This window comes from Streptomyces sp. NPDC107498 (assembly GCF_055582805.1).
The window spans coordinates 16,946-36,220 of record NZ_JBVJPE010000011.1; the positions used below are offsets into that span (position 1 = coordinate 16,946).

Sequence of the window (19,275 nt, forward strand, 5' to 3'; positions counted from 1 at the left end):
GCGGCGCACACTGCCCGCGGTACGGCCGGATCGTGTTCCTGCGTACGTGTGACGCGGGTCGAAAGCCGCAGGCTGCGGCTGGTCTTCTTGCCAGACTGCGCGCGGCGCCGACCGCGCCCGAGAAGCCCCACAGGACAGGGACGTCATGGTGAACGGCATCGTTCTGCTTGCTCTGCGCGAGAATCCGCTGGAAGGAGGAGTCAGTGGCGAGCAGCTGCGCCGTATCGGCAAAGAGCTGAACGACCAGGGCCTGGAGGGGCGATGGGCAGGTAGCGCCCGGGACGCCCGGGCCGCCCTGCGCACCGAGTCGGGTCTTGCCGCCGCGGTCGTCGCGTGGGATCTGCCAGGAGGTGCGGTCGCCGGTTCCGAGCACGGCGGTGCGGAGGTCCTTCGGCTGATCCAGCGCCGGTTCAAGGACCTTCCGGTCTTCCTGCTGATGTCCGATGACGGCGATCACGATCTGGAGCACCTGCCCCTGTGGGTGTCGGAGGCGGTCGTCGGCTACATCTGGCCATTGGAGGACACCGCCGCCTTCATCGCCGGCCGTGTCGCCTCGGCCGCCCGTGCGTACCACCAGGACGTGCTGCCTCCGTTCTTCAAGGCGCTCCAGCAATTCGACGACGCTCACGAGTACTCCTGGCACACCCCCGCCCATTCCGGCGGCGTCGCCTTCCTCAAGTCTTCGGCGGGCCGCGCGTTCTTCGACTACTTCGGCGAGCGCCTGCTGCGCAGCGACCTGTCCATCTCGGTGGGCGAGCTGGGATCGCTCTTCGAGCACTCGGGGCCGATCGGTGAGGCCGAGCGCAACGCCGCACGGGTCTTCGGCGCCGATCGCACCTACTTCGTGCTGCACGGCGACTCCACCGCGGACCGCATGGTGGGGCACTACAGCGCCACCACCGACGAGATCGCCCTCGTGGACCGCAACTGCCACAAATCGGTGCTGCACGGCCTGGTGATCTCCGGTGCCCGCCCCGTCTACCTCGTGCCGACCCGTAACGGCTACGGGCTCGCCGGCCCGCTGCCGCCCGCGGAGGTCGCCCCCGACGCGGTCGCCGCCCTCGTTGCCGCGAACCCGCTCGCCGCCGGCGCCGTCTCCGATCAGGCCCAGTACGCGGTGGTGACCAACTCCACCTATGACGGACTGTGTTACGACACCGTCGCCGCCGCGCACGCCCTCGCGCCGAGCACCCCGCGGCTGCACTTCGACGAGGCGTGGTTCGCCTACGCCCGCTTCCACCCCCTCTACGCAGGCCGCTTCGGCATGGCGGTGGGCCCCGACACCTTCGAGGGCCCCGAACGACCCACCGTCTTCGCCACGCAGTCCACGCACAAGCTGCTGGCGGCGCTCTCGCAGACCGCCATGGTCCACGTCAAGGCCTCCCCGCGGGCGCCCGTCGAGCACGAGCGGTTCAACGAGGCGTTCATGATGCACGGCACCACCTCGCCGTTCTATCCGGCCATCGCCTCCCTCGACGTCGCGACCGCCATGATGGACGGCCCGCAAGGGGAGTGGCTGATCGACGAGGCGGTCACCGAGGCCATCCGCTTCCGCCAGGCCGTCGTGCGCACCGGCCGCCGCATCGCCGAGGCCGGTGACCGGCCCGCCTGGTTCTTCGGGGTGTGGCAGCCCGACGAGGTCACCGATCCCGCGACCGGCCGGCGCACGGCCTTCGCCGACGCCGCCGCAGACGTGCTGCGCAGCGATCCTTCCTGCTGGCTCCTCGAACCGGGAGCCGCCTGGCACGGTTTCGAGGGCCTGAGCGAGGGCTACTGCATGCTCGACCCGATCAAGGTCACCCTCACCTGCCCCGGCGTCACGGCAACCGGCCACGCCTCGGCCTGGGGCATCCCGGCACGTGTCCTCACGGCCTACCTGGCCCGGCGCGGGATCGTCGTGGAGAAGACCGACAGCTACACCGCGCTCGTCCTGTTCTCCATGGGCATCACCAAGGGCAAGTGGGGCACCCTGATGGATGCCCTGATGGACTTCAAGGCCCTCTACGACACCGGCGCGCCCCTCGACCAGGTCCTGCCCGACCTCGTCCGGCAGCACCCCGCCCGATACGCCGGACTCACCCTGCGCGAGCTGTGCCAGGACATGCACGAACACCTCACCCGCGCCGAACTCATCACCGCCCTCGACACCGCGTTCCAAGACCTCCCCGAACCCGTGGAACCGCCCCAGCGCTGCTACCAGAAACTGATCCGCGGGGGCACCGAACGCATCCCCCTCGGCCAGGCCGCCCGTCGGGTCGCCGCCGCCATGGTCACCGTCACGCCGCCCGGCATCCCCGTGCTGATGCCCGGTGAGTCCACCGGCGCCCCCGACGGGCCCCTCCTGCGCTACCTGCGGGCCCTGGAAGCGTTCGACCGCGCCTTCCCCGGCTTCCACAGCGAAGCACACGGCGTCACCATCGCCCCCGACACCGGTGACTACCTGATCGAATGCGTCCGTCAGGTTCCCTGACCGGGGCGGTGCCGTGTGCGAGGACCTGGGTCACCTCGGCCGGACGCTGTTCATCGGCGCCGTGGCCGAGCGGACCGCGCCCAGCTCGTCGGGCTTCCCGCTCCCGGGCCCCGGCCTGACGGGCCACGAGGTCGGCAGCCCCGGCGTGACGGCGCATCCGGATCTCGATCTCCCGGTACCGTGCGTCCGTCTCCGGGCCGGGCAGCTTCTCGTCGACCTCGGCCTCGATGCGCAAGACGCTTCCTGGTGGCTGGGCCAGGAAGCGCCTCGCCGGCTGCGCGGGCACCGGTCGCGGCGCCGGTGCCGGCGGTGGTGAGTTGGGCAAGGGTGTCGGCGTCTGTGCCGGTCGTCCAGCCGGACAGGCGGTCCTCGTCCTGCGGGTCGTCGGTGAGCTCCGGGAGCGGATCGTCCGTCCGGAAGCGCTGCACTGTGCCTGCGCCGGGGGGCGGCCCGACGGTGAGCGTGGCGGCCGCCGGTACGACGGCGGGAACGGCGATCCCGTCGTGTGCGAGGAGCCACGCGGCGACGGCGCGGCGATCGAACACTCGGGATGCACGGTGGTGCCGGCCGCGGGGGCGGGAGGTCGGGGTGGCGGCGGCGCCGGTTCACCACGGCGGCCCGGCCGACCCCGGCGATCCTTCCGACCTCTGCCAGGAGGACCCGGTCCTCGTCCTGCGGTACGGGGGCGAGGGTGCGCAGCGGGGAGCGGTGGCCCGGGGCGAAGGTGCGCAGGGCGTGCCAGTCGACCGCCGGCCGGGTGACGGGCAGGAGGGCGGCGCCCCCGGCGGAGTGCAGGGAGACGGTGGTGAGGCCGCCGTGGTGCTCGTGGCCGATGTCCACGGTGTCGGTGGGGATGATCCAGCCGAGGCGGACGACTTGGTCGAAGCCGGTACGGCGTACCCCGAGTCGGCGGGCGGCCTGGTCGGGGCCGAGGGGGACATGGCGGTCGAGGAGCGCGGGCAGGTCGCGGCGGCGGGCGAGGGCGGCGACCTGGTCGGGGTGGACGTCCGGATAGGCGGTCTCGCCGCCGAGGTAGGTCAGCAGGCCGGCGCGGACGCGCTCCAGGCGGTTGCGGGCGGCGGTCACCGGCGGGCGCGGGGGTGTGTGGCGAGCCAGGTGGTCAGCGCGGCGGCGTCGATGCCGATGGTCCGGTGGAGGGCCTGGTGTGTCGACTGCACCTTGATGGGATGGTGCGCGCCTCCCAGGCGCAGGGGCCACTGGTCCCATGCGTGGCCTGAGTGGCGGGCCGGGCCTGCCGGAGTGAATCTGGGCGTATCGGCATCCGTCGCCGAGCCGCGCGGTTCGGCATTGGCGCGGTTTACCGGGCTCCAGCGGCTTGTCGCCGCCGCCAGGGCGGGTGCGGTGCCACCGCGGCGTGGAGGAGGAACCGTGTTGTACACGGAGATCGTGCGGTTCCGGTTGAAGGACGGGATCGACGCCCAGGACTTCCTGAAAGCGGCCTTCCGAATGGACCGGGAGTTCCAGCCGACACAACCCGGTTACGTCGCCGGCAGCCGCCGCACCGTGGTCTCCGACGAGGGCGAGTGGGCCGTCTCGGTGGACTGGCTCACCAGGGAAGACTCGGAGCGGTCCCAGGCGGCGTTCCGCGAGGCGGGTGAGGTGACCCGCGACTACCTGGCTGCCATGGACGAGAGTTCGATCCGCATCGAGGTCTGTACGCTGTACCAGCTCGGTGACGAGGAACAGGCGCTGTTCCTGCCTTCATGAGCCGACGACCGCTTGCGGGCCGCTGCCTGTTCCCCGCGCACCTCTTGATCTCCGGGGCGGCGAAGACGGTTGCGTGCTTCCGTGGGGAGGGGCTTGTCAGCGCTAGCCACACGGCATCGGTGCGGACGCCACCTACCGGCCCGGCGGGGTTTCCCCGGCTGTGGTCGTGGTCAGCCAGTGGGTGACGACGGTGTCGATGTAGGCGTCGGTGAGGGGCTGGCGGTCGAGGAAGCGGCGGAACATCACGGGTCCGATGAGCAGCGTGAACTCGTCGGCCGTCATCTGGACGCCGGAGGGGGTCAGGAGCTCGTTGAGCGCCTGGTGGCGGTCCTGGCTGATCCGGGTCAGTGCCTGGGCGGCGTCGGGGTCGCGGTCCGCCTGGGCGGCCAGCGCCATCAGGGCGCTGCCGGTGGCCGTGTCGCTCAGGCCCTCTCGCAGGCTGTGCAGATAGGCGGTGAGCACCTTCCGCGGGTCCGTTCCGGGTGTCGGATAGCTGTCCGCGTCGCCTGATTCCAGCATCACGTCCGTGAGCACGGCCTCCCTGGTGGGCCAGTGGCGGTAGAGGGTCTGGCGGGTCACCTGGGCCCGTTCGGCCAGCAGCGAGTAGGTCAGCGCGGTGGGCCCGACCTCGGCGAGGAGCTGGCGGGCGACCGCCAGGATCCGGGTGCGGGTGCGCTGGACCCGGGGATTGGACAGGTTGGGGCGGTCGAAGGCGGCAGGCGTCACACGACAATCATACGGGTCGTATGCTTCACTGGAATCATCCAATGTGTTCGTTTGTTAGTGGGTCAGGCAGACCCCGGCAACCACCGAAGAGGCACGACATGGCCGTCACCATCGACGCTCGCTCCGACGCCTTCACCGTCATCGTCACCTTCACCCCCGACCCCTCCCGCCGGGAGCAGCTGATCGAGGCCATCCGCACCTTCGTCGAGAACGTGGTGCGCCACCAGCCCGGCTTCCTCTCCTCCACCCTCCACGTCAGCGCGGACGGCACCCGCGTCATCAACTACGCCCAGTGGGCCGGCCGCCAGGCATTCGAAGCCTTCGGAGCCAACGGCGCGGTAATGGACCAGCGCGGCGCGATCACCGACTTCCCCCATGAGGGTCAGCCCTACGAGATCGCCTTCCAGGTCACCGCGTCCGCCTGACCGGGCCAGATCCCCTTCCCCTCCGCACGAAAGCAGACCCGCCCATGCCGTTCTCCATCAGCTACGACCGCTTCGGCGGCCCGGACGTCCTCGCCCTCACCGAGACCGACCTGCCCCAGCCCGCGCCCCACGAGGTGCGGGTCAAGGTCAAGGCCGCGGGCGTCAACCCGCTCGACAACAAGATCCGCCGCGGCGACCTCGCCGGCGTCTTCCCCGCCCGGTTCCCCATCGTCCCGGGCCTGGACGCCGCAGGAATCATCGACGCCACGGGCGAAGCCGTCACCGGCTTCACCGTCGGCGACGAGGTGTTCGGCGTGACGCCGGCCGGCTCGTACGCCCAGTACGTGTTGATGCCCGCCCCGGTGGCCAAGCCCGCCGCCCTGTCCTGGGAGATCGCGGCCGCGCTGCCCACCGTCGGTGAGACGGCCTTCCGCGCCCTGAAGCACCTCGACCTCGCGCCCGGGGAGACCGTGCTCATCCACGGCGCCGCCGGCAGCGTCGGCGCGATCGCCGTCCAGCTGGCCACGGCGCGCGGCGTCACCGTCGTCGCCACCGCCGGCCACGACGACCTCGAGCGCGTGACCGCCCTGGGCGCAACCGCCGTCGCCTACGGCCCGGGCTGGCCCGCACGGGCCCGCGCCGCCGCCCCGCGGGGCGTGGACGCGGTGTTCGACACCTCCGGCGCCGGCGTCCTGCCCGAATCTGTCGACCTGGCCGGTGGTCCCGACCGCGTGATCACGATCGCCGACATGAACGCCGCCCGGCACGGAGTGCGCCTGACCGGCCTGGATCCCGCGGACCGCGCCCCCGAGGCCCTCCCCGAGCTGGCCGCCCTCGCCGCTGTCGGCAGACTGACCGTGGAAATCTGGCGCACCTACCCCCTCAAGGAAGCCGCACAGGCCCAGGACGACCTCGACAACCGCCGCAACCGCGGCAAGGTCATCCTCCTGCCCTGACCGCACGCCCAGGAAGCAACAGGCCCGCCAGACCACCCGTGGCAGGCCACAGGGCCGTCAAGCGTCGAGGCCCGGTCCGGCGGCCCACAGCCGCCACACGGGCGGAACCACTTACGAGGCCCGACCGGACTCGGACGCCATCCGAGGCACGAGCAGAGAAGGTCCAGCCCCATCAGGGCGGACCCGGGCCGGGAGAGTTCGGCGGTGACCTCGTCCTTGTCGTCGACGCGGGCGGCGGTGCAGCGGTCGATGCAGCCGCGCTTGCCGAAGGCGTCGGCGAGCTTCAGCAACGGCTCGCGCCGGTCGATCACCAGGCGCGTAGCCGCGTTGACGGCGGCTTCACCACATCCTGCTCTTCCTCGCCGACCACGACTGCACCGTTCGCCCCTCGGCAGCCGGGTTCCACACGTCCGCCGACGTCACCGCGTTCCTCCCCGACAACGGCAACCCCCCAGAGATCAAGCCAGTACGTCGGTTCTCCGCGAGCCCTCAGCCGTCGAGGAACTCGGCGCACCGGTACGGTCCGAGGGAGGGGCCCTCCGGCTGGTGCAGGGTGACCTCCACGTCGTCGGTTTTGACCCTCGGATCGAGTACGGACTGGGCGCGGGCCAGCGTGCACACCAGCTGTCCCGTTCCCTGGTCACGGCCCGTCTCCGCGTAGGGGTCCTCCAGGTGCACCGTGACCCTGGTGCCCTGGCCGGTCACCAGGTAGCCGCCCAGATGGACGAGGTTGGTGAGGCCGCCGCGCTGTTCGGCGGGCGGCGGGCCGGCCGCGAGCAGCTTCACCACCGAGTCGAGGTTCTCGATCTCCCTGTCGAGTACCGGCACACCCCGCAGTCCGCTGCCCGACGCGAAGTACAAGCGGATCCCTCGCGTCAGCCCGGTCGCCGGCTCGCCCGCACCGATCACCCCGGTCGGCTGCACGCCGCACCCCACCAGGGCGATCCCGAGGGCGGAGACCAGTATTCCCGCTCGTCCTCTCACTCCGTGTCCTCTCCGGTGCGCCGCAGGGGCAGCCGCAGCGTGAAAACGGCGCCGCCTTCCGCCCCTTCGGCGACGTCGATCGTGCCGCCGTGCAACCGCGCGTTCTCCAGCGCGATCGCCGTGCCGAGGCCGCTTCCCCGTCCGCCGGTGTCGGCCGTGCTCCGGGTGCGTGCCGCGTCCGCCTTGTAGAACCGGTCGAAGACCCGCTCGCGGGCCTCCGGCGGCAGCCCCGGGCCGTGGTCGGCGACCTCCACCGTCACCCATTCTCCGTCCGTCGTGCTGCCCGTGCCGAGGGTCACGGTGACCGGTGGGGCTCCGTGCCGTAGCGCGTTGCCCACCAGGTTGGCCACGATCACATCGATGCGACGCCGGTCGACCACGGCCCTTACGCCCTCGTCGAGGTGGACCTCCACCCGCTCGGTCCAGCCGCGCAGCGCCAGGGAGGCCCGTACCGTGTCGGCGAGGTCGGTCTCGGCCGCGTTCAGCCGGATCGCGTGCGCGTCGAAGCGGGAGATCTCCATCAAGTCCTCGACGAGCCGTGAGAGCCGCGCCGTCTCCGTGCCCACCGTGTGGGCCGCCCTCGCGGCGTCCGGCGGCAGCTGGTCGGCGTCCTCCTCCAGGACGGTCGCCACCATCGCCATCGCCGCGAGAGGGGTGCGCAGTTCGTGCGACACGTCCGCGACGAATCGCCGCGCCTTCGCCTCCTGCTCGCGCAGGCGTGCGTCAGAGGCCTGAAGGGCGTCCGCCGTCTCGTTGAACGTCCGTGCCAGATCGGCGAGTTCGTCGTGCCCCTTGACCGAGACCCGGCTGCCGAAGTCGCCCTCCGCGAGTTCACGCGTGGCCCGCCCCAGTTTCCGTACGGGACGGAGGACCGTACCGGCGGCGAGCAGCGCCAGGACGGCGGCCAGGGCCACCACCGGCAGGGTGCCGGCCCGTACGGAGTCCAGCAGGGCGGCGGTGTCGTCGCGTTCGGCTCGGAGGTCGGTGATCGCGAAGACCTCCAGACCGGAGAATCGTCGGTCGCCGTCCGCGTACGTCACAGGCATGCCGACCACCAGATACGGCTCGTCCCGCCACGTCACCCGCTGGAAGCGGGTCCCGTCCCCGGCCCGGACAGCGGTGCGCAGCTCGGCGGTGATCCGGTCCTGCGTGTCGGCGAGCGGGTCGGATACCGCGACGAGGTCCTGGTAGCGCGCGACCACGATCCGGGCGCCGAGGCCGTCCGAGACCTTCGCCGCGAACCGGGAGAGCGATCTCTGGTCGGGCGGCAGGTCGAAGTCGGCGGCGACCGCGGTGACCCGCGTCCGTACGTCGTTCACGGCGGCGTCCTGGGTGCGCCGGAGTACGGCGGTCCGCGCGTCCCGGTAGGCGAGCGCGGTCGCGGTCACCGCGCTGATGAGCGCGACCAGGACGAACGTCACCACGAGCCGCGTCCGCAGCCCCCCGACGAGCCGACGGGGGCGTCGCTTCGGGGCGTTCGCCGCAGAGGCGGCGCCGCCCGCGGCGACGGCGCCATGCGTGCGCCTCACAGCGGGCCGAAGCGGTAGCCGAAGCCCCGCACGGTCTGGACGTACCGCGGCCTCGCCGGTACGTCCTCCAGCTTCGCCCGCAGTCGGCCGACCGCTGCGTCCACCAAACGGGAATCGCCGAGGAAGGTGTGGTCCCAGACCGACGACAGGAGCTGCTCGCGGCTGAAGACCCGGCCGGGGGAGGCCGACAGTTCGAGGAGCAGCCGCAGCTCGGTGGGCGGCAGTGGAATCGCGACACCGTACTTGGTGACGGTGAGGCCGGCGCGGTCGATCACCAGGCCCGCGAAATCAGGGTCGGCCGTCCGCGACGGTCCCGAAGGCGCCGACGGCTCCGCGCGTCGCAGCGCGGCCCGGATGCGGGCCTCCAGGACGGGTGCGGTGACCGGCTTGACCACGTAGTCGTCGGCGCCCGCCTCCAGGCCTGTCACGATGTCGTGATCATCCCCGCGTGCGGTCAGCATGATGACGGGGAGCGTGGTCGTACGGGCGCGGATACGGCGGCACACCTCGAACCCGTCCACCCCCGGCAGCATCAGGTCGAGGACGGCCAGCTCGATCTTCGCGCCGCCGGGAGCGTCGAGCAGCGCGAGTGCCTCCTCGCCGGTGGCGGCCGTGTCGACGTCGTACCCGTGCCGGCGCAGCACGAGCTCCATTCCGTCCCTTACGGACGCGTCGTCCTCGATGAGCAGTACATGTGGCATGCGGTCGATTATGGGTGCCGCGAATGCCGGCCCATCGCCCCGGCGGGGGGCCGGTGCCCAGGTCGGGGGCATTGTTACGTTCTCATCATGTCGCCATGGAATCGCCATCACACGGCCTGACCAGGGTGGTGGTCATGACCTCGAAGACGACCTCCCGTACCACCGCCCGGCTGCGTCTGACGGCCCTCGCCGCACTCCCCGTCCTCTCCTTCTCCGCGGCATGCGGCAGCGGCGGTGACGGCACCGCCGGCGACCGGAAGAACGACGGGATCGCCTCGGTCCCGGATGCCGCCACGGCCTCACCGTCCACGAAGAACGACAGCACCCCCAGCACCCGACCGGCCGGGAAGAGCGCCTTCTACGACGCACAGCTGCTCTACGTCCGGTGCATGCGCGTCAAGGGCGGTTACGAGGACTACCCGGACCCCAAGCTCAGCGGCCACCTCGACTGGGGGAAGATCGAGGAGATCTCCTCGCGGCCCGGCCAGATGGAGGCTTCCAAGGGCGGCAAGAACGGCGTTTGCGCTCCCGAACTCCAGAAGGCCATGATGGCCGAGCCCAAGCGCGACCAGCAGAAGGACTACGAGTCGATGCTGGCGCACGCCAAGTGCATGCGCGACAACGGCGTCTCCCAGTTCACCAATCCGACGATGAGCGGCGGCAACGCCCAGCCCGGCGGCGACCCCAACCCGGCCTCCCCGACCATCGACCACGACTCACCCGCGTACAAGCAGGCCCGCGAGGCGTGCAAGACGAAGCTCCTCGACGGTCTGGACGGCATGCAGTGAAGCGCCGCACTGCCTTCCACACGCTCGGCGCGGTGATGGTCGCCACCGCCGTCACCGGGGGGATCGTCTCTTTCGGTGACCTCGGAGGGATCGGCGGCGGGAACGACTCGAGGGCCTCCGGGAAGGGCGGGGAACTGCCGCCCGCCACCACGACCGTCGTCCGTACCGACCTCGTCCGGTCCAAGACCGTCGACGGCAGGCTCGACTTCGCGCAGCGCCGCCCCGTCAAGTCCGCCGTCGACGGCACCGTCACCGTGGCCGCCGCCGAGGGGCGAACGCTGACCATGGGGCAGGCCCTGTACGAGCTGAACGACAAGCCCGTCACCCTCCTGTACGGGCCCGTTCCGATGTTCCGCGAGATGAAGACGGGCGACCGGGGCAGCGACGTGCTGCAACTGGAGCGCAATCTGCGGGACTTGGGGTACGGGGCGGGCCTCTACGTCGACACGCGGTACGACGGGGACACCGAGACGGCGGTCAAGCGGTGGCAGAAGTCCCTGAACCGCGAGCCCACTGGAAAGGTCGGCAAGGGAGACGTCGTCTTCCAGCCCGGGCAGGTCAAGGTGGTCTCCGTCGACGCCGCCCTCGCCGACCAGGTCGGGCCCGGCGAACCCGTCCTGACGATCGCCTCCACCCGACCCGTCGTCCGGGCGCACCTGGACCAGACCGACGGCGCGCTCACCGCCGCCGGCACCAAGGTCGAGGTCACCCTGCCCAGCGGGAAGACCGCGGCCGGGCGGGTCGCCGGGACCGTACGCCCGGAAGGGAACGGCTCCGGGGGCGGCGCGGCCGCGCAGGAAGGCATCGTCGTCGAGGTCGTCCTCGACGGTGGGGCGCGCACCGCGTCCGGGGAGGACCCCAAGGCACCGGCCAGCGTGAAGTTCGTCAGCGAGGCCCGCGAGGGAGTCCTCGCGGTCCCCGTCGAGGCGGTCCTCGCCCTGCGCGGCGAGAACGGCGGCTACGGACTCCAGGTCGTCCAGGGAACCGGCACGAGGATGATACGGGTGGATACGGGCATGACCGCCGATGGGCAGATCGAGGTCAGCGGACCGGACGTGAGGGAAGGCCTGAAGGTCGGGATGGCCGCCTCATGACCCCGGCCCCCACCGCGTCCCCGCACCCCGTCGTGGAACTGCGGGACGCCACCAAGTCGTACCCCGGCGGCGTCCACGCCCTGCGCGGAGTGAACCTGACCATCGGCGAGGGCGAGCTCCTCGCCGTCGTCGGACCCTCCGGATCCGGCAAATCCACGATGCTCCACGTCATGGGCACCCTCGACAAGCCCACCAGCGGCACCGTCCGGATCGCCGGGTACGACGTGTCCGCACTCTCCGACAACCGTCTCTCCGCACTCCGCGCCCGCCACATCGGCTTCGTGTTCCAGCACTTCCACCTGGCGGCGGGACGCGACGCCGTCGACAACGTCGCCGACGGGCTGCTTTACGCGGGCGTGCCGCTGCGGGAACGCCGGGCGCGGGCGCGGGACGCACTCGACCGGGTTCGTCTCGACCACCGCCACTCCCACACGCCGAACGAGCTGTCCGGCGGCGAGAAGCAGCGCGTGGCCATCGCCCGCGCACTCGTAGGGGAGCCCCGGCTGCTGCTCGCGGACGAGCCGACCGGTGCGCTCGACACCGCCTCGGGGGAGATCATCATGGATCTGCTGCACGAGCTGAACGCCTCCGGCACCACGATCTGTGTCATCACCCACGACAACGGGATCGCCGGCTCTCTGCCGCGCCGGGTGCGCTTCAAGGACGGCGAGGTCGTCGCGGACGAGCGCGGCGCCCTCCCCGGGGAAGGAGTCCCGTGGTGAAAGGCACCCTCGGACCTTCCCGTCTCTCCGCCCGCGACGTCCTTCGGATCGGCGCGGTCGGGCTCCGTGCGCGCCGCGCGCGCGTGGTGCTCTCCGCGCTCGGCATAGCCATCGGCATCGCGACCATGGTCGCGGTCGTCGGCCTCTCCGAGTCCAGCCGCGCGGACCTGATGACCCAGCTCGACCGACTCGGCACCAACCTCCTCACCGCCGAGGCGGGCAAGGACGCCCTGGGCAAGGAAGTCAAACTCCCCAAGAACGCGGTTGCGATGGTCGAGCGCATCGGTCCCGTCCGGCATGCCACCGGAACCGGAGACGTCGACGCCCGGATCCGCCGAAGCGACCTGGTTCCCGAAGAGCGCACCGCCGGCGTCACCACGCAGGCGGTCCGTACCGACCTCCTGGCCGCGCTCGGCGGCGAGATCGACAAGGGAGCCTGGCTGGACCCGGCCGGTGAACGGCTTCCGGTCACGGTTCTCGGAGCGGTGGCCGCCGACCGGCTCGGCATCGCCCGCGCCGGTGAGACGATCATGATGAACGACACCCGCGTGGTCGTCGTCGGCATCCTGAAACCGCTGGAACTGGTCCCGAACCTCGACCGGGTGGCGATGGTCGGATTCCCGGCCGCCGAGCGCCACTTCGGTTTCGACGGTCACCCGACCACAATTTTCGAGCGCTCCACGGACGCCTCGGTGCAGGACGTGCAGGCGATCCTGGCCCGCACGATCAGCCCCGGCGGCGAGGCGGGCGTCAAGGTCTCCCGGCCCTCGGACGCACTCGCCGCCAAAGCCGCCGCCGACAAGGGCCTGACCACTCTCATGCTGGGCCTGGGTGCGGTAGCACTCCTGGTCGGCGGTGTCGGCGTCGCCAACACCATGGTCATCTCCGTCCTCGAACGCCGGCAGGAGATCGGCCTGCGCCGCTCCCTCGGCGCGACCCGCAACGCGATCCGGCTCCAGTTCCTCACCGAGTCGCTGCTGTTGTCGGTGCTCGGCGGGGCGACAGGAGCGCTGCTCGGCGCGGCAGCGACGTACGGCTTCGCGCGGTTCCAGGGCTGGACGGCGGTCGTCCCGCCCTGGTCCCTCGCGGGCGGTCTGGCCGCCACCCTCCTGATCGGGATGATCGCCGGCCTCTACCCGGCGATCCGCGCCTCCCGCCTCCACCCGACGGCGGCACTCAACGCAACGTGAGTCCCGTTCACGCCGATGGGACGGCGGTCCCCACCGGGTCACCGCCCTGGGGGGAGGAAGGCGGCCACCTTCCGTGTGAAGGAGCCGGCATCCTCAACGCCACCGGCCCCGGTGACACCGGACCAACCGGCCGCCGGCCCAGCCCGGAGGTCATCCTGTGCACGTACAGCGGGGCCGGGCCGGGTACCGGCCAGACCCGCACTCTCAAAGGGCATCCGATCAGCGTTCACGCTGGTGCGGGCGGGATGACTTTTTCGATTCGCCAGACTGGTGCGGATCATCCGGTGAGTTCACGACTCATTTTGTTACTGAGCCATACGAGCTGGTATGTGATTGCGTTGGAGATGCACGGTCCTGAGCTGGTGGTTTCGTCAGGCGGTGGTGGTGCGGTCGGAGACGAGGCCGACGACGGCCCGGTAGGTGTCGGGCAGGCGGTCGCGGCGGTGGGTCCGGCGGGTCAGTTGCTTCCGGCGTTTGCGGTCGGTAAGGGCGTGCTCGACGGTGATGCGTTTCGACGAGTGCCGGTGCCGGGCCTCTCCCCTGGTGGCCTGCACGTGCGGGAAGGCGGTCTTGTTCGGCTTTCCGGGCCGCAGGTACGGGCGCTCACCTCAGAAGGGGGCCGGGCGTACCGGTCCGCGCCCGAGCCACCGCTGGCCCGATCCGGCGCCGTTGACCGCGCCCCGGACTCGGGCGGGCAGGCGGGCAGGCGTGCAGGCGTGCAGGCGTGAGGAGGGGCACTCCCCACTATTGCGCTCGTCAGGGCCGCAAGCCCGCCCGCCTGAGTGCGATCTCGGACAAGGCGGCGACAACCTGCTGGTCACCGCGGCGCCAGGCATCCGCCAGGCCGCCCGGCGGCGCGGGGATCGCGCGGAGGTCACCGGGCGGTCCGGTGAGAGCGCGCAGCGCAAGGAGGTCGGCGCCGTGGGGTCCGCTGTAAAGGCTTCGGACGGTGGCACAGCGACGGATCCAGCGCACGCGCAGGGGAACCCACACCAGGAGTACGAAAGCCGCGGGGACGACGATCAGCACAACTGTCATCAGGAAGGCCAACTGGCTGACGGCATCTTGCAGGGACTGCCCGGCGTCGGCGAGTCCGGTGCCGGCATCGGCCGCGGACTGGAAGGGCTTCTTCAGCAGGCCGCCGACCAGCGGCACGTCCGAGGCTGTTCGGCCGGCGTCGTGGAGAGCGCCGGCCAAGCCTTCGCCGGCGCTCTCCACCTTTCGTCCCGGCTCGGCCAGAAGCATGATCGCGTCGTGAACAGCCAACGCGAACCACACCGCGCCGGCGATGATGACCACGGCCATCAGGTCCGCGAGGATCTGGCGGTTCCGCCGTGCTGGGGTCTGGGCGTAGAGAAGCATGGGCTGCTCCGGTCATGGCGTCGAGGCGCCGGCCGAGGTCGGCGCCAGGGTGTACGGTGCCGGCCACACGGCTCGGCCCGATACTCGACCGTACGTCGGCCCCGGCCGTTCGACCGCTGTTCACAAGCGCAAGTCCGCACGCACATGGTCAGGGCGGCGCTCGGCGACCGCGTACGGCGACGCGCAATCCTTCGACCAAGAACTCCTGACGGAATGAGGCCGCGACAATCCGGTTGTGACTGAAGCTCCGGTTCAGCACCATGGGCCCTGGTGATCGAAGGTAGGCAGAACAAAGGGCGCACGGTGGAACTGATCAACCTCTCGGATGGTGACAACGGTTTCCGGGTGCGCGTGCTGGGGCGTCGGGCGCCGGGCGTGCTGCATCTTCACGACCAGCTCGACGCAGAGGTCTTGATCACGAGCAGCTTCGTCAGCGGTCGACTGCCCATGTCCCTGTTCCCTTCCGACCTGGAGGCCTGGTCCCGCGCTCTGGATCTCCTTGCTGCAGGTCAGGACATCTGCTGGAGGGACGACCACCACAGCCCTGAGATCAGGATCCAGCCGCACGACGCAGAGCATGAGACTCCAGCAGTTCGTGGGGGTGAGGAACGCTTCGTGAATGTCGTCGCGGATCTCCCAGCGGATGCGCAGGCGGCGGAACCAGTGCAGGTGGGCGAGTGCACGATCGACAACCCAGCGCTGGGTGCCCAGGCCGGACCCGTGCTCAGTACCGCGACGGGCGATCAGCGGTTTCACTCCGAGGTCCCAGGCCAGACGGCGGTACTTGTCGTGGTCGTAGCCGCGGTCGCCCAGCACCACGTCCGGCCGGCGCCGGGGTCGGCCGCGCTTGCCCCGCGCGGGCGGCAACGCCTCCAGGAGCGGGATGAGCCGGGTGACGTGGTTGCGGTTGCCGCCGGTCGGGGCGGCGGCGAGCGGGATGCCGGTGGCGTCGGTGATCAGGTGGTGTTTACTGCCGGTTCTGCCCCGGTCGACGGGGCTTCGTCCCGTCTCGAGGCCCCTTTCCGCGCCCGGATGTGGGAGCCGTCGACCGCCGCCCGGGAGAAGTCCAGGGCGTTCGCGCTGCGGAGCCCGGCCAGGAGGACCTCGTGGAGTCGGGGCCAGACGCCGGCCCTCGGTCCATTCGGCCAGGCGCCAGCAGGTCATGCCCGACCCGAAGCCGAGTTCCTGCGGGAGGTGTTCCCAGCCGATCCCGGTGTGCAGAACGAGCAGGATGCCCTGGAACGCCAACCGGTCCGGATGTCTTCTCCGTCCTGGATGCCGCACCCGACGCTCGACCTTGGGCAGCAGCGGCTCCCTCACCGCCCTCAACTTTTCGTCGGCTTCCCCCGGCTTCGGCCGAGCCACCCCACATTCCGATCAACGGTCCCGGCACGGTCCAATCACCACGAAGATCATTTCGTTAGGAGTCCTCAGCCCATGAGGAGGTTCTTCTTGAGACGCTTCAGTTCGTGGCGGTCGATGCCGAGGCCGTCGTTCAGATAGTGGTCGAAGGTGCCGTACTTCGCCTCGACCTCGTCGTAGCCGGAGTTGAGGTATTCGGGGCGGACGTCCAGCAGCGGCTTGTAGACGGCGGCCTGCTGGGGCGTGAGGTGGCCGAGAAGGGCGTCGTTGGCGGCCTTGCGGTAGGTGTTGCTGGCGAGGTAGTCGGCCATGACGGTGTCCCGCGGCACACCGAGCGCGGTCAGCAGGGCGGCGTTGGACCATCCCGTGCGGTCCTTGCCGGCGGTGCAGTGGAAGAGCACGGCGCGCGCGTCGTCCTCGCGCATGCCGTCGAGCACCTGGGTGTACGCCTTCTTGCCGCCGTCGCCGCTGACCATGGCCTTCTCGGCGTCGATCATCATCCGCTCGGCCTCGGCGGGGGTCCTCGGCATGCCCTGGAAGGCCCCCGAGCCCGCGAAGACGTCGGCGACGACGTAGTCGGCACCGGCCGGGACCTTGTCGGGGTCCTTGGCGCGCTCGCTCTCCATGCGAAGGTCGAAGACGGTCCTGACGCGCAGGCGCCGGAGCGTGGCCTGGTCCTCGGCCGTCAGGTTGTTCAGGGCGTCCGAGCGGTAGACCTCGCCCATCCTGACCCACTGGCCGTTCTCGGTGCGGTAGCCGCCCGCGTCACGGAGGTTGACCGTTCCGGAGAGCTCGACGAGCCGGTCGGCGAGCCGCAGGCCCTGGCCGTGATCGGCCTGGAACCAGAACCACTGGCGGTCCGCGGCGGGCAGACCGGTGACCACGGCCCGGCCGGTGGCGCCGCCTCGCGCGACGACCCTGCCGTGCGCGTGGATCTCCACGCGCGTGACGCCCTCCGCCTTCCAGTGGAGGGAGAACGAACCGTCGCCGCCGGCGGTGACCGTGGCCTCGGTGAAGGGAATGGCCCGGCCGGAACGGTGCTGGACGGGGCTTCCGGGCAGGCCGCGCTCGGCGGCGCCGGCTGCCGGTGCGAGGGGCAGGCCGAGGGCGAGAGCGGAGACGACGGCGGTCGCGGAGAGGGTTGCCTTGTTCATGGTCGTGAGAGTGGGCGGCCGGGCCGAACGCCGTATGAACGCGACGTGGCTGGATGTCGCCCCCTCGAAGGCGGATGGCAAAACATGCCACCTATGCAAACCATGCAGACCTGGGGACAGCACACACCTGGCCGAGAGGTCGTCTCATTCGATCGGGCAGTGAGGCCCGCATCCGATCGACGCGCCAAGAACTGTGACATACCCCCCAGGGCTGCGGCGTGTTGAGCATCCGCCCGGACGTCTTTGAGTATGCGTACGCATGTCACGTCAGTTCTCCGGTGGCGAGAGTGGTGCCGGACCAAGCGAAAGGGAGACCACCGTGCACACGCCCCGAAAGACGAACCCGTCCGCCCCTGCCCCGCGTCCCGGAAAGGGCCGTCTCATGGCTGCCGCTCTCGCGAGCGCGGCCGCAGTCGTGGCCCTCACCGGATGCGCCGGTGTCGAGTACCGGGAGGACATCTGCAGCAGCAACGAGTACCCCGCCCTGTCCGTGGGCGGTACCGGCTCCGTCTGCGTCTCGGACAAGCAGGAGCCTCCGGCGGGATTCGTGCGATACCCGGAGGGCAAAGTGCCCCGGCAGGTCGACGACGAGTGGGACCTGTACTGGGACACCCACACGCTCGACAAGGACGGCAATGTCGTCGACGCCCCGGACGCGGGCTGACCTGGAAAAGCCGATCCGACCAGCCCGCCTGACACCGGACACGGCTGCAGTCGCAGAGTCAGGCGGTCGGGCCCTCGTCAGGTTCTCACCGGTCTCGCGCAGCGACGGACCGTGATCCCCGGAGCGGCGACATCATGAGTGGCACCGTGACGGAGAGGGACGAGGGTGGCCAGGAGTCGGTCGACGAACACCAGCTGGTGCTTCGCGCCGGTCTCCACCACACGCTTCCCGCTTCCGCGGCCGCGAGACAAGCACTGCACGAGACGTGTTCCCCGCCATCTGACCATCAACCATCCAGGGTTCGAGGTCTCACCGCTTACCGCGCACGAGCTCGTTGACCGCGAGGTCGTCGTTGTTGTTCGGGGCCCCTCCCCCGTCGGCTTGACGGCACAGCAACGTGAGGTGTTCTTTCAACGGTCGAAGAGCGCCGAGGCGTCATGCGCTCGCCTGCGTTCCCGCGTGCGGTCTTTCCGGGCGGGGCTTCGTGTCGAGTTCCTACGCTGCCCCACGCGGACCGCCCCGGCGCGTCGGGCCGACAGCGCAGGCAGGGGCCCTGCCTCCTGCGACGCGGGTGCCCGGGAGCGGTGTGAGCGCTGCTGACTCGGGTAGTCGGGCCGGCATGTTCAGACACCGACGTGTAAGGGTTGCGTGCGTCCTGCTGGTCAGCTGGGGGGCGCTGACCGCCATGGGGCGCTGGGCGGAGCACGCCCCATGGCCGAGGGCCATGGGGAACGGACTGCTGCTGGGGTGCGTGGTGGCGGGTACGTGGTGGTTCGCCGAGATGACACAGGGGCGATCATCACGAAGGAGGGCTCCATACCCAGCTCTCCCGGAGCGAGCCGACATCCACCCGGAGCAGGAGTCAGCACCTGAGGATCGTGCGGAGAAGGGTCTCAGGAGTGGTCGGTGATCCCGTGTCGGCGAGGCACTGAGCGCGAGAGAGGGGCGCCTTGCCGGGTTGGAGCGGGAGTTGGAGCATGGGCCGCTGGTCCACGGCCGGGCGGACCAGCGGTGGAGGCCGGCGCGGGTGAGGAAGACGCCGACCTGGCAGTTCTCCATCCGTCCCGCGGTCCCGGAACACTGCCGCCGGACCCCGGCCCAACGGTCTCCCTTCTTCAGGAAACCGGCGTCGTCGACGATCAGCACTGCCTCCGGGTCGCCGAGACGCTCGACGACGTACTCGCGCACATCGTCCAGGACCTCGTCCGCATCCCGGTCGATCCGGTTCAGCAGCCGGTGGATCCGGTCCGGACCCGCGTGCCCGGCCTCCTCCGCCGGCGTCCAGCCGTTCTTCCGCTCCAGCGGAGCGCTCAGCCCCCGCATATGTGCCAGCGCCGATTCACGCGGATCCGACCTGGCGAAACGGTGCACGAATACATCGCACTGATGCTCCGCGCGGTGCGTGCAGGGGGGGGATGCG

15 protein-coding genes and 4 pseudogenes are annotated in these 19,275 nt (G+C 70.8%); 10 read left to right on the plus strand and 9 right to left on the minus strand.

The window, feature by feature from the left end:
* Positions 1 to 145 precede the first annotated feature (145 nt).
* A complete protein-coding gene (locus ACZ66Z_RS20220) occupies positions 146 to 2,470 on the plus strand; it encodes an Orn/Lys/Arg family decarboxylase (RefSeq protein ID WP_469935771.1) in 2,325 nt (774 codons plus the stop codon).
* A 735-nt stretch (positions 2,471 to 3,205) separates the two neighbouring features.
* Positions 3,206 to 4,198, plus strand: coding sequence for an antibiotic biosynthesis monooxygenase family protein (locus tag ACZ66Z_RS20225; protein ID WP_469935773.1), 993 nt, complete (start codon positions 3,206 to 3,208; stop codon positions 4,196 to 4,198).
* Between the two features lie 132 nt (positions 4,199 to 4,330).
* On the opposite strand, the gene ACZ66Z_RS20230 is transcribed toward ACZ66Z_RS20225, so the two are convergent.
* Positions 4,331 to 4,924, minus strand: a complete 594-nt coding sequence (locus ACZ66Z_RS20230; RefSeq protein WP_469935775.1) for a TetR/AcrR family transcriptional regulator — start codon at positions 4,922 to 4,924, stop codon at positions 4,331 to 4,333.
* A gap of 98 nt (positions 4,925 to 5,022) precedes the next feature.
* On the opposite strand from ACZ66Z_RS20230, the gene ACZ66Z_RS20235 reads away from it, so the two are divergent.
* Both ACZ66Z_RS20235 and ACZ66Z_RS20240 read left to right on the plus strand, forming a co-directional pair.
* Positions 5,023 to 5,349 (plus strand): putative quinol monooxygenase, encoded by a 327-nt coding sequence (locus tag ACZ66Z_RS20235; RefSeq protein WP_469935777.1) that lies wholly within the window; start codon positions 5,023 to 5,025, stop codon positions 5,347 to 5,349.
* Positions 5,350 to 5,393: 44 nt separating this feature from the next.
* The gene (locus ACZ66Z_RS20240; protein WP_469935779.1) at positions 5,394 to 6,305 is read left to right on the plus strand and encodes an NADP-dependent oxidoreductase; all 912 of its coding nucleotides are present in this window, start codon (positions 5,394 to 5,396) and stop codon (positions 6,303 to 6,305) included.
* Between the two features lie 489 nt (positions 6,306 to 6,794).
* Here ACZ66Z_RS20240 and ACZ66Z_RS20245 read toward each other — a convergent pair whose 3' ends face one another.
* The 3 genes from ACZ66Z_RS20245 to ACZ66Z_RS20255 form a co-directional block, all read right to left on the minus strand.
* Complete coding sequence (locus tag ACZ66Z_RS20245) at positions 6,795 to 7,289, minus strand: GerMN domain-containing protein (RefSeq protein ID WP_469935781.1); 495 nt, start codon at positions 7,287 to 7,289, stop codon at positions 6,795 to 6,797.
* Positions 7,286 to 8,728: an ATP-binding protein gene (locus tag ACZ66Z_RS20250; protein WP_469936232.1), complete on the minus strand. Its 1,443-nt coding sequence runs from the start codon at positions 8,726 to 8,728 to the stop codon at positions 7,286 to 7,288. The genes ACZ66Z_RS20245 and ACZ66Z_RS20250 overlap by 4 nt, the downstream gene beginning before the upstream one ends.
* An 86-nt stretch (positions 8,729 to 8,814) precedes the next feature.
* Positions 8,815 to 9,519, minus strand: coding sequence for a response regulator transcription factor (locus ACZ66Z_RS20255; protein ID WP_469935783.1), 705 nt, complete (start codon positions 9,517 to 9,519; stop codon positions 8,815 to 8,817).
* A 134-nt stretch (positions 9,520 to 9,653) separates the two neighbouring features.
* On the opposite strand from ACZ66Z_RS20255, the gene ACZ66Z_RS20260 reads away from it, so the two are divergent.
* Genes ACZ66Z_RS20260 through ACZ66Z_RS20275 form a run of 4 tightly spaced genes read left to right on the plus strand, consistent with a single transcriptional unit; the run spans position 9,654 to position 13,313 of the window.
* A complete protein-coding gene (locus ACZ66Z_RS20260; RefSeq protein WP_469936234.1) occupies positions 9,654 to 10,307 on the plus strand; it encodes a hypothetical protein in 654 nt (217 codons plus the stop codon).
* Positions 10,308 to 10,342: 35 nt separating this feature from the next.
* Positions 10,343 to 11,401, plus strand: a complete 1,059-nt coding sequence (locus ACZ66Z_RS20265) for a peptidoglycan-binding protein (RefSeq protein ID WP_469936236.1) — start codon at positions 10,343 to 10,345, stop codon at positions 11,399 to 11,401.
* Entirely contained in the window at positions 11,398 to 12,123 is a 726-nt protein-coding gene (locus ACZ66Z_RS20270) for an ABC transporter ATP-binding protein (protein ID WP_469935785.1), read from the plus strand. The genes ACZ66Z_RS20265 and ACZ66Z_RS20270 overlap by 4 nt, the downstream gene beginning before the upstream one ends.
* Positions 12,120 to 13,313, plus strand: coding sequence for an ABC transporter permease (locus ACZ66Z_RS20275; protein WP_469936238.1), 1,194 nt, complete (start codon positions 12,120 to 12,122; stop codon positions 13,311 to 13,313). Before ACZ66Z_RS20270 ends, ACZ66Z_RS20275 begins: the two co-directional genes overlap by 4 nt.
* 371 nt (positions 13,314 to 13,684) lie before the next feature.
* On the opposite strand, the pseudogene ACZ66Z_RS20280 reads toward ACZ66Z_RS20275, so the two are convergent.
* A pseudogene (locus ACZ66Z_RS20280) lies at positions 13,685 to 13,900 on the minus strand (hypothetical protein); the annotation flags it as partial.
* A 169-nt stretch (positions 13,901 to 14,069) separates the two neighbouring features.
* Positions 14,070 to 14,675: a hypothetical protein gene (locus tag ACZ66Z_RS20285; protein ID WP_469935787.1), complete on the minus strand. Its 606-nt coding sequence runs from the start codon at positions 14,673 to 14,675 to the stop codon at positions 14,070 to 14,072.
* Between the two features lie 351 nt (positions 14,676 to 15,026).
* Between ACZ66Z_RS20285 and ACZ66Z_RS20290 the strand changes: the two are divergent.
* Positions 15,027 to 15,257, plus strand: a pseudogene (locus ACZ66Z_RS20290) (DUF5959 family protein); the annotation flags it as partial.
* 30 nt (positions 15,258 to 15,287) lie between these two features.
* Here the strand turns inward: ACZ66Z_RS20290 and ACZ66Z_RS20295 are convergent.
* Positions 15,288 to 16,040, minus strand: a pseudogene (locus tag ACZ66Z_RS20295) (transposase); the annotation flags it as partial.
* 65 nt (positions 16,041 to 16,105) lie between these two features.
* Positions 16,106 to 17,191 (minus strand): tyrosine-protein phosphatase, encoded by a 1,086-nt coding sequence (locus tag ACZ66Z_RS20300; protein ID WP_469935789.1) that lies wholly within the window; start codon positions 17,189 to 17,191, stop codon positions 16,106 to 16,108.
* A 382-nt stretch (positions 17,192 to 17,573) separates the two neighbouring features.
* Between ACZ66Z_RS20300 and ACZ66Z_RS20305 the strand changes: the two genes are divergently transcribed.
* Entirely contained in the window at positions 17,574 to 17,855 is a 282-nt protein-coding gene (locus ACZ66Z_RS20305) for an SCO0607 family lipoprotein (protein WP_469935791.1), read from the plus strand.
* Between the two features lie 1,020 nt (positions 17,856 to 18,875).
* Here ACZ66Z_RS20305 and ACZ66Z_RS20310 read toward each other — a convergent pair.
* Positions 18,876 to 19,226, minus strand: a pseudogene (locus ACZ66Z_RS20310) (transposase); the annotation flags it as partial.
* Positions 19,227 to 19,275 lie beyond the last annotated feature (49 nt).

Excerpts from the sequence above, each read along its gene's own strand:
- ACZ66Z_RS20220 (WP_469935771.1), top strand. The coding sequence starts at position 146 with ATGGTGAACGGCATCGTTCTGCTTGCTCTGCGCGAGAATCCGCTGGAA.
- ACZ66Z_RS20235 (WP_469935777.1), top strand. The coding sequence starts at position 5,023 with ATGGCCGTCACCATCGACGCTCGCTCCGACGCCTTCACCGTCATCGTC.
- ACZ66Z_RS20240 (WP_469935779.1), top strand. The coding sequence starts at position 5,394 with ATGCCGTTCTCCATCAGCTACGACCGCTTCGGCGGCCCGGACGTCCTC.
- ACZ66Z_RS20255 (WP_469935783.1), bottom strand. The coding sequence starts at position 9,519 with ATGCCACATGTACTGCTCATCGAGGACGACGCGTCCGTAAGGGACGGA.
- ACZ66Z_RS20260 (WP_469936234.1), top strand. The coding sequence starts at position 9,654 with ATGACCTCGAAGACGACCTCCCGTACCACCGCCCGGCTGCGTCTGACG.
- ACZ66Z_RS20265 (WP_469936236.1), top strand. The coding sequence starts at position 10,343 with ATGGTCGCCACCGCCGTCACCGGGGGGATCGTCTCTTTCGGTGACCTC.
- ACZ66Z_RS20270 (WP_469935785.1), top strand. The coding sequence starts at position 11,398 with ATGACCCCGGCCCCCACCGCGTCCCCGCACCCCGTCGTGGAACTGCGG.
- ACZ66Z_RS20285 (WP_469935787.1), bottom strand. The coding sequence starts at position 14,675 with ATGCTTCTCTACGCCCAGACCCCAGCACGGCGGAACCGCCAGATCCTC.
- ACZ66Z_RS20300 (WP_469935789.1), bottom strand. The coding sequence starts at position 17,191 with ATGAACAAGGCAACCCTCTCCGCGACCGCCGTCGTCTCCGCTCTCGCC.
- ACZ66Z_RS20305 (WP_469935791.1), top strand. The coding sequence starts at position 17,574 with ATGGCTGCCGCTCTCGCGAGCGCGGCCGCAGTCGTGGCCCTCACCGGA.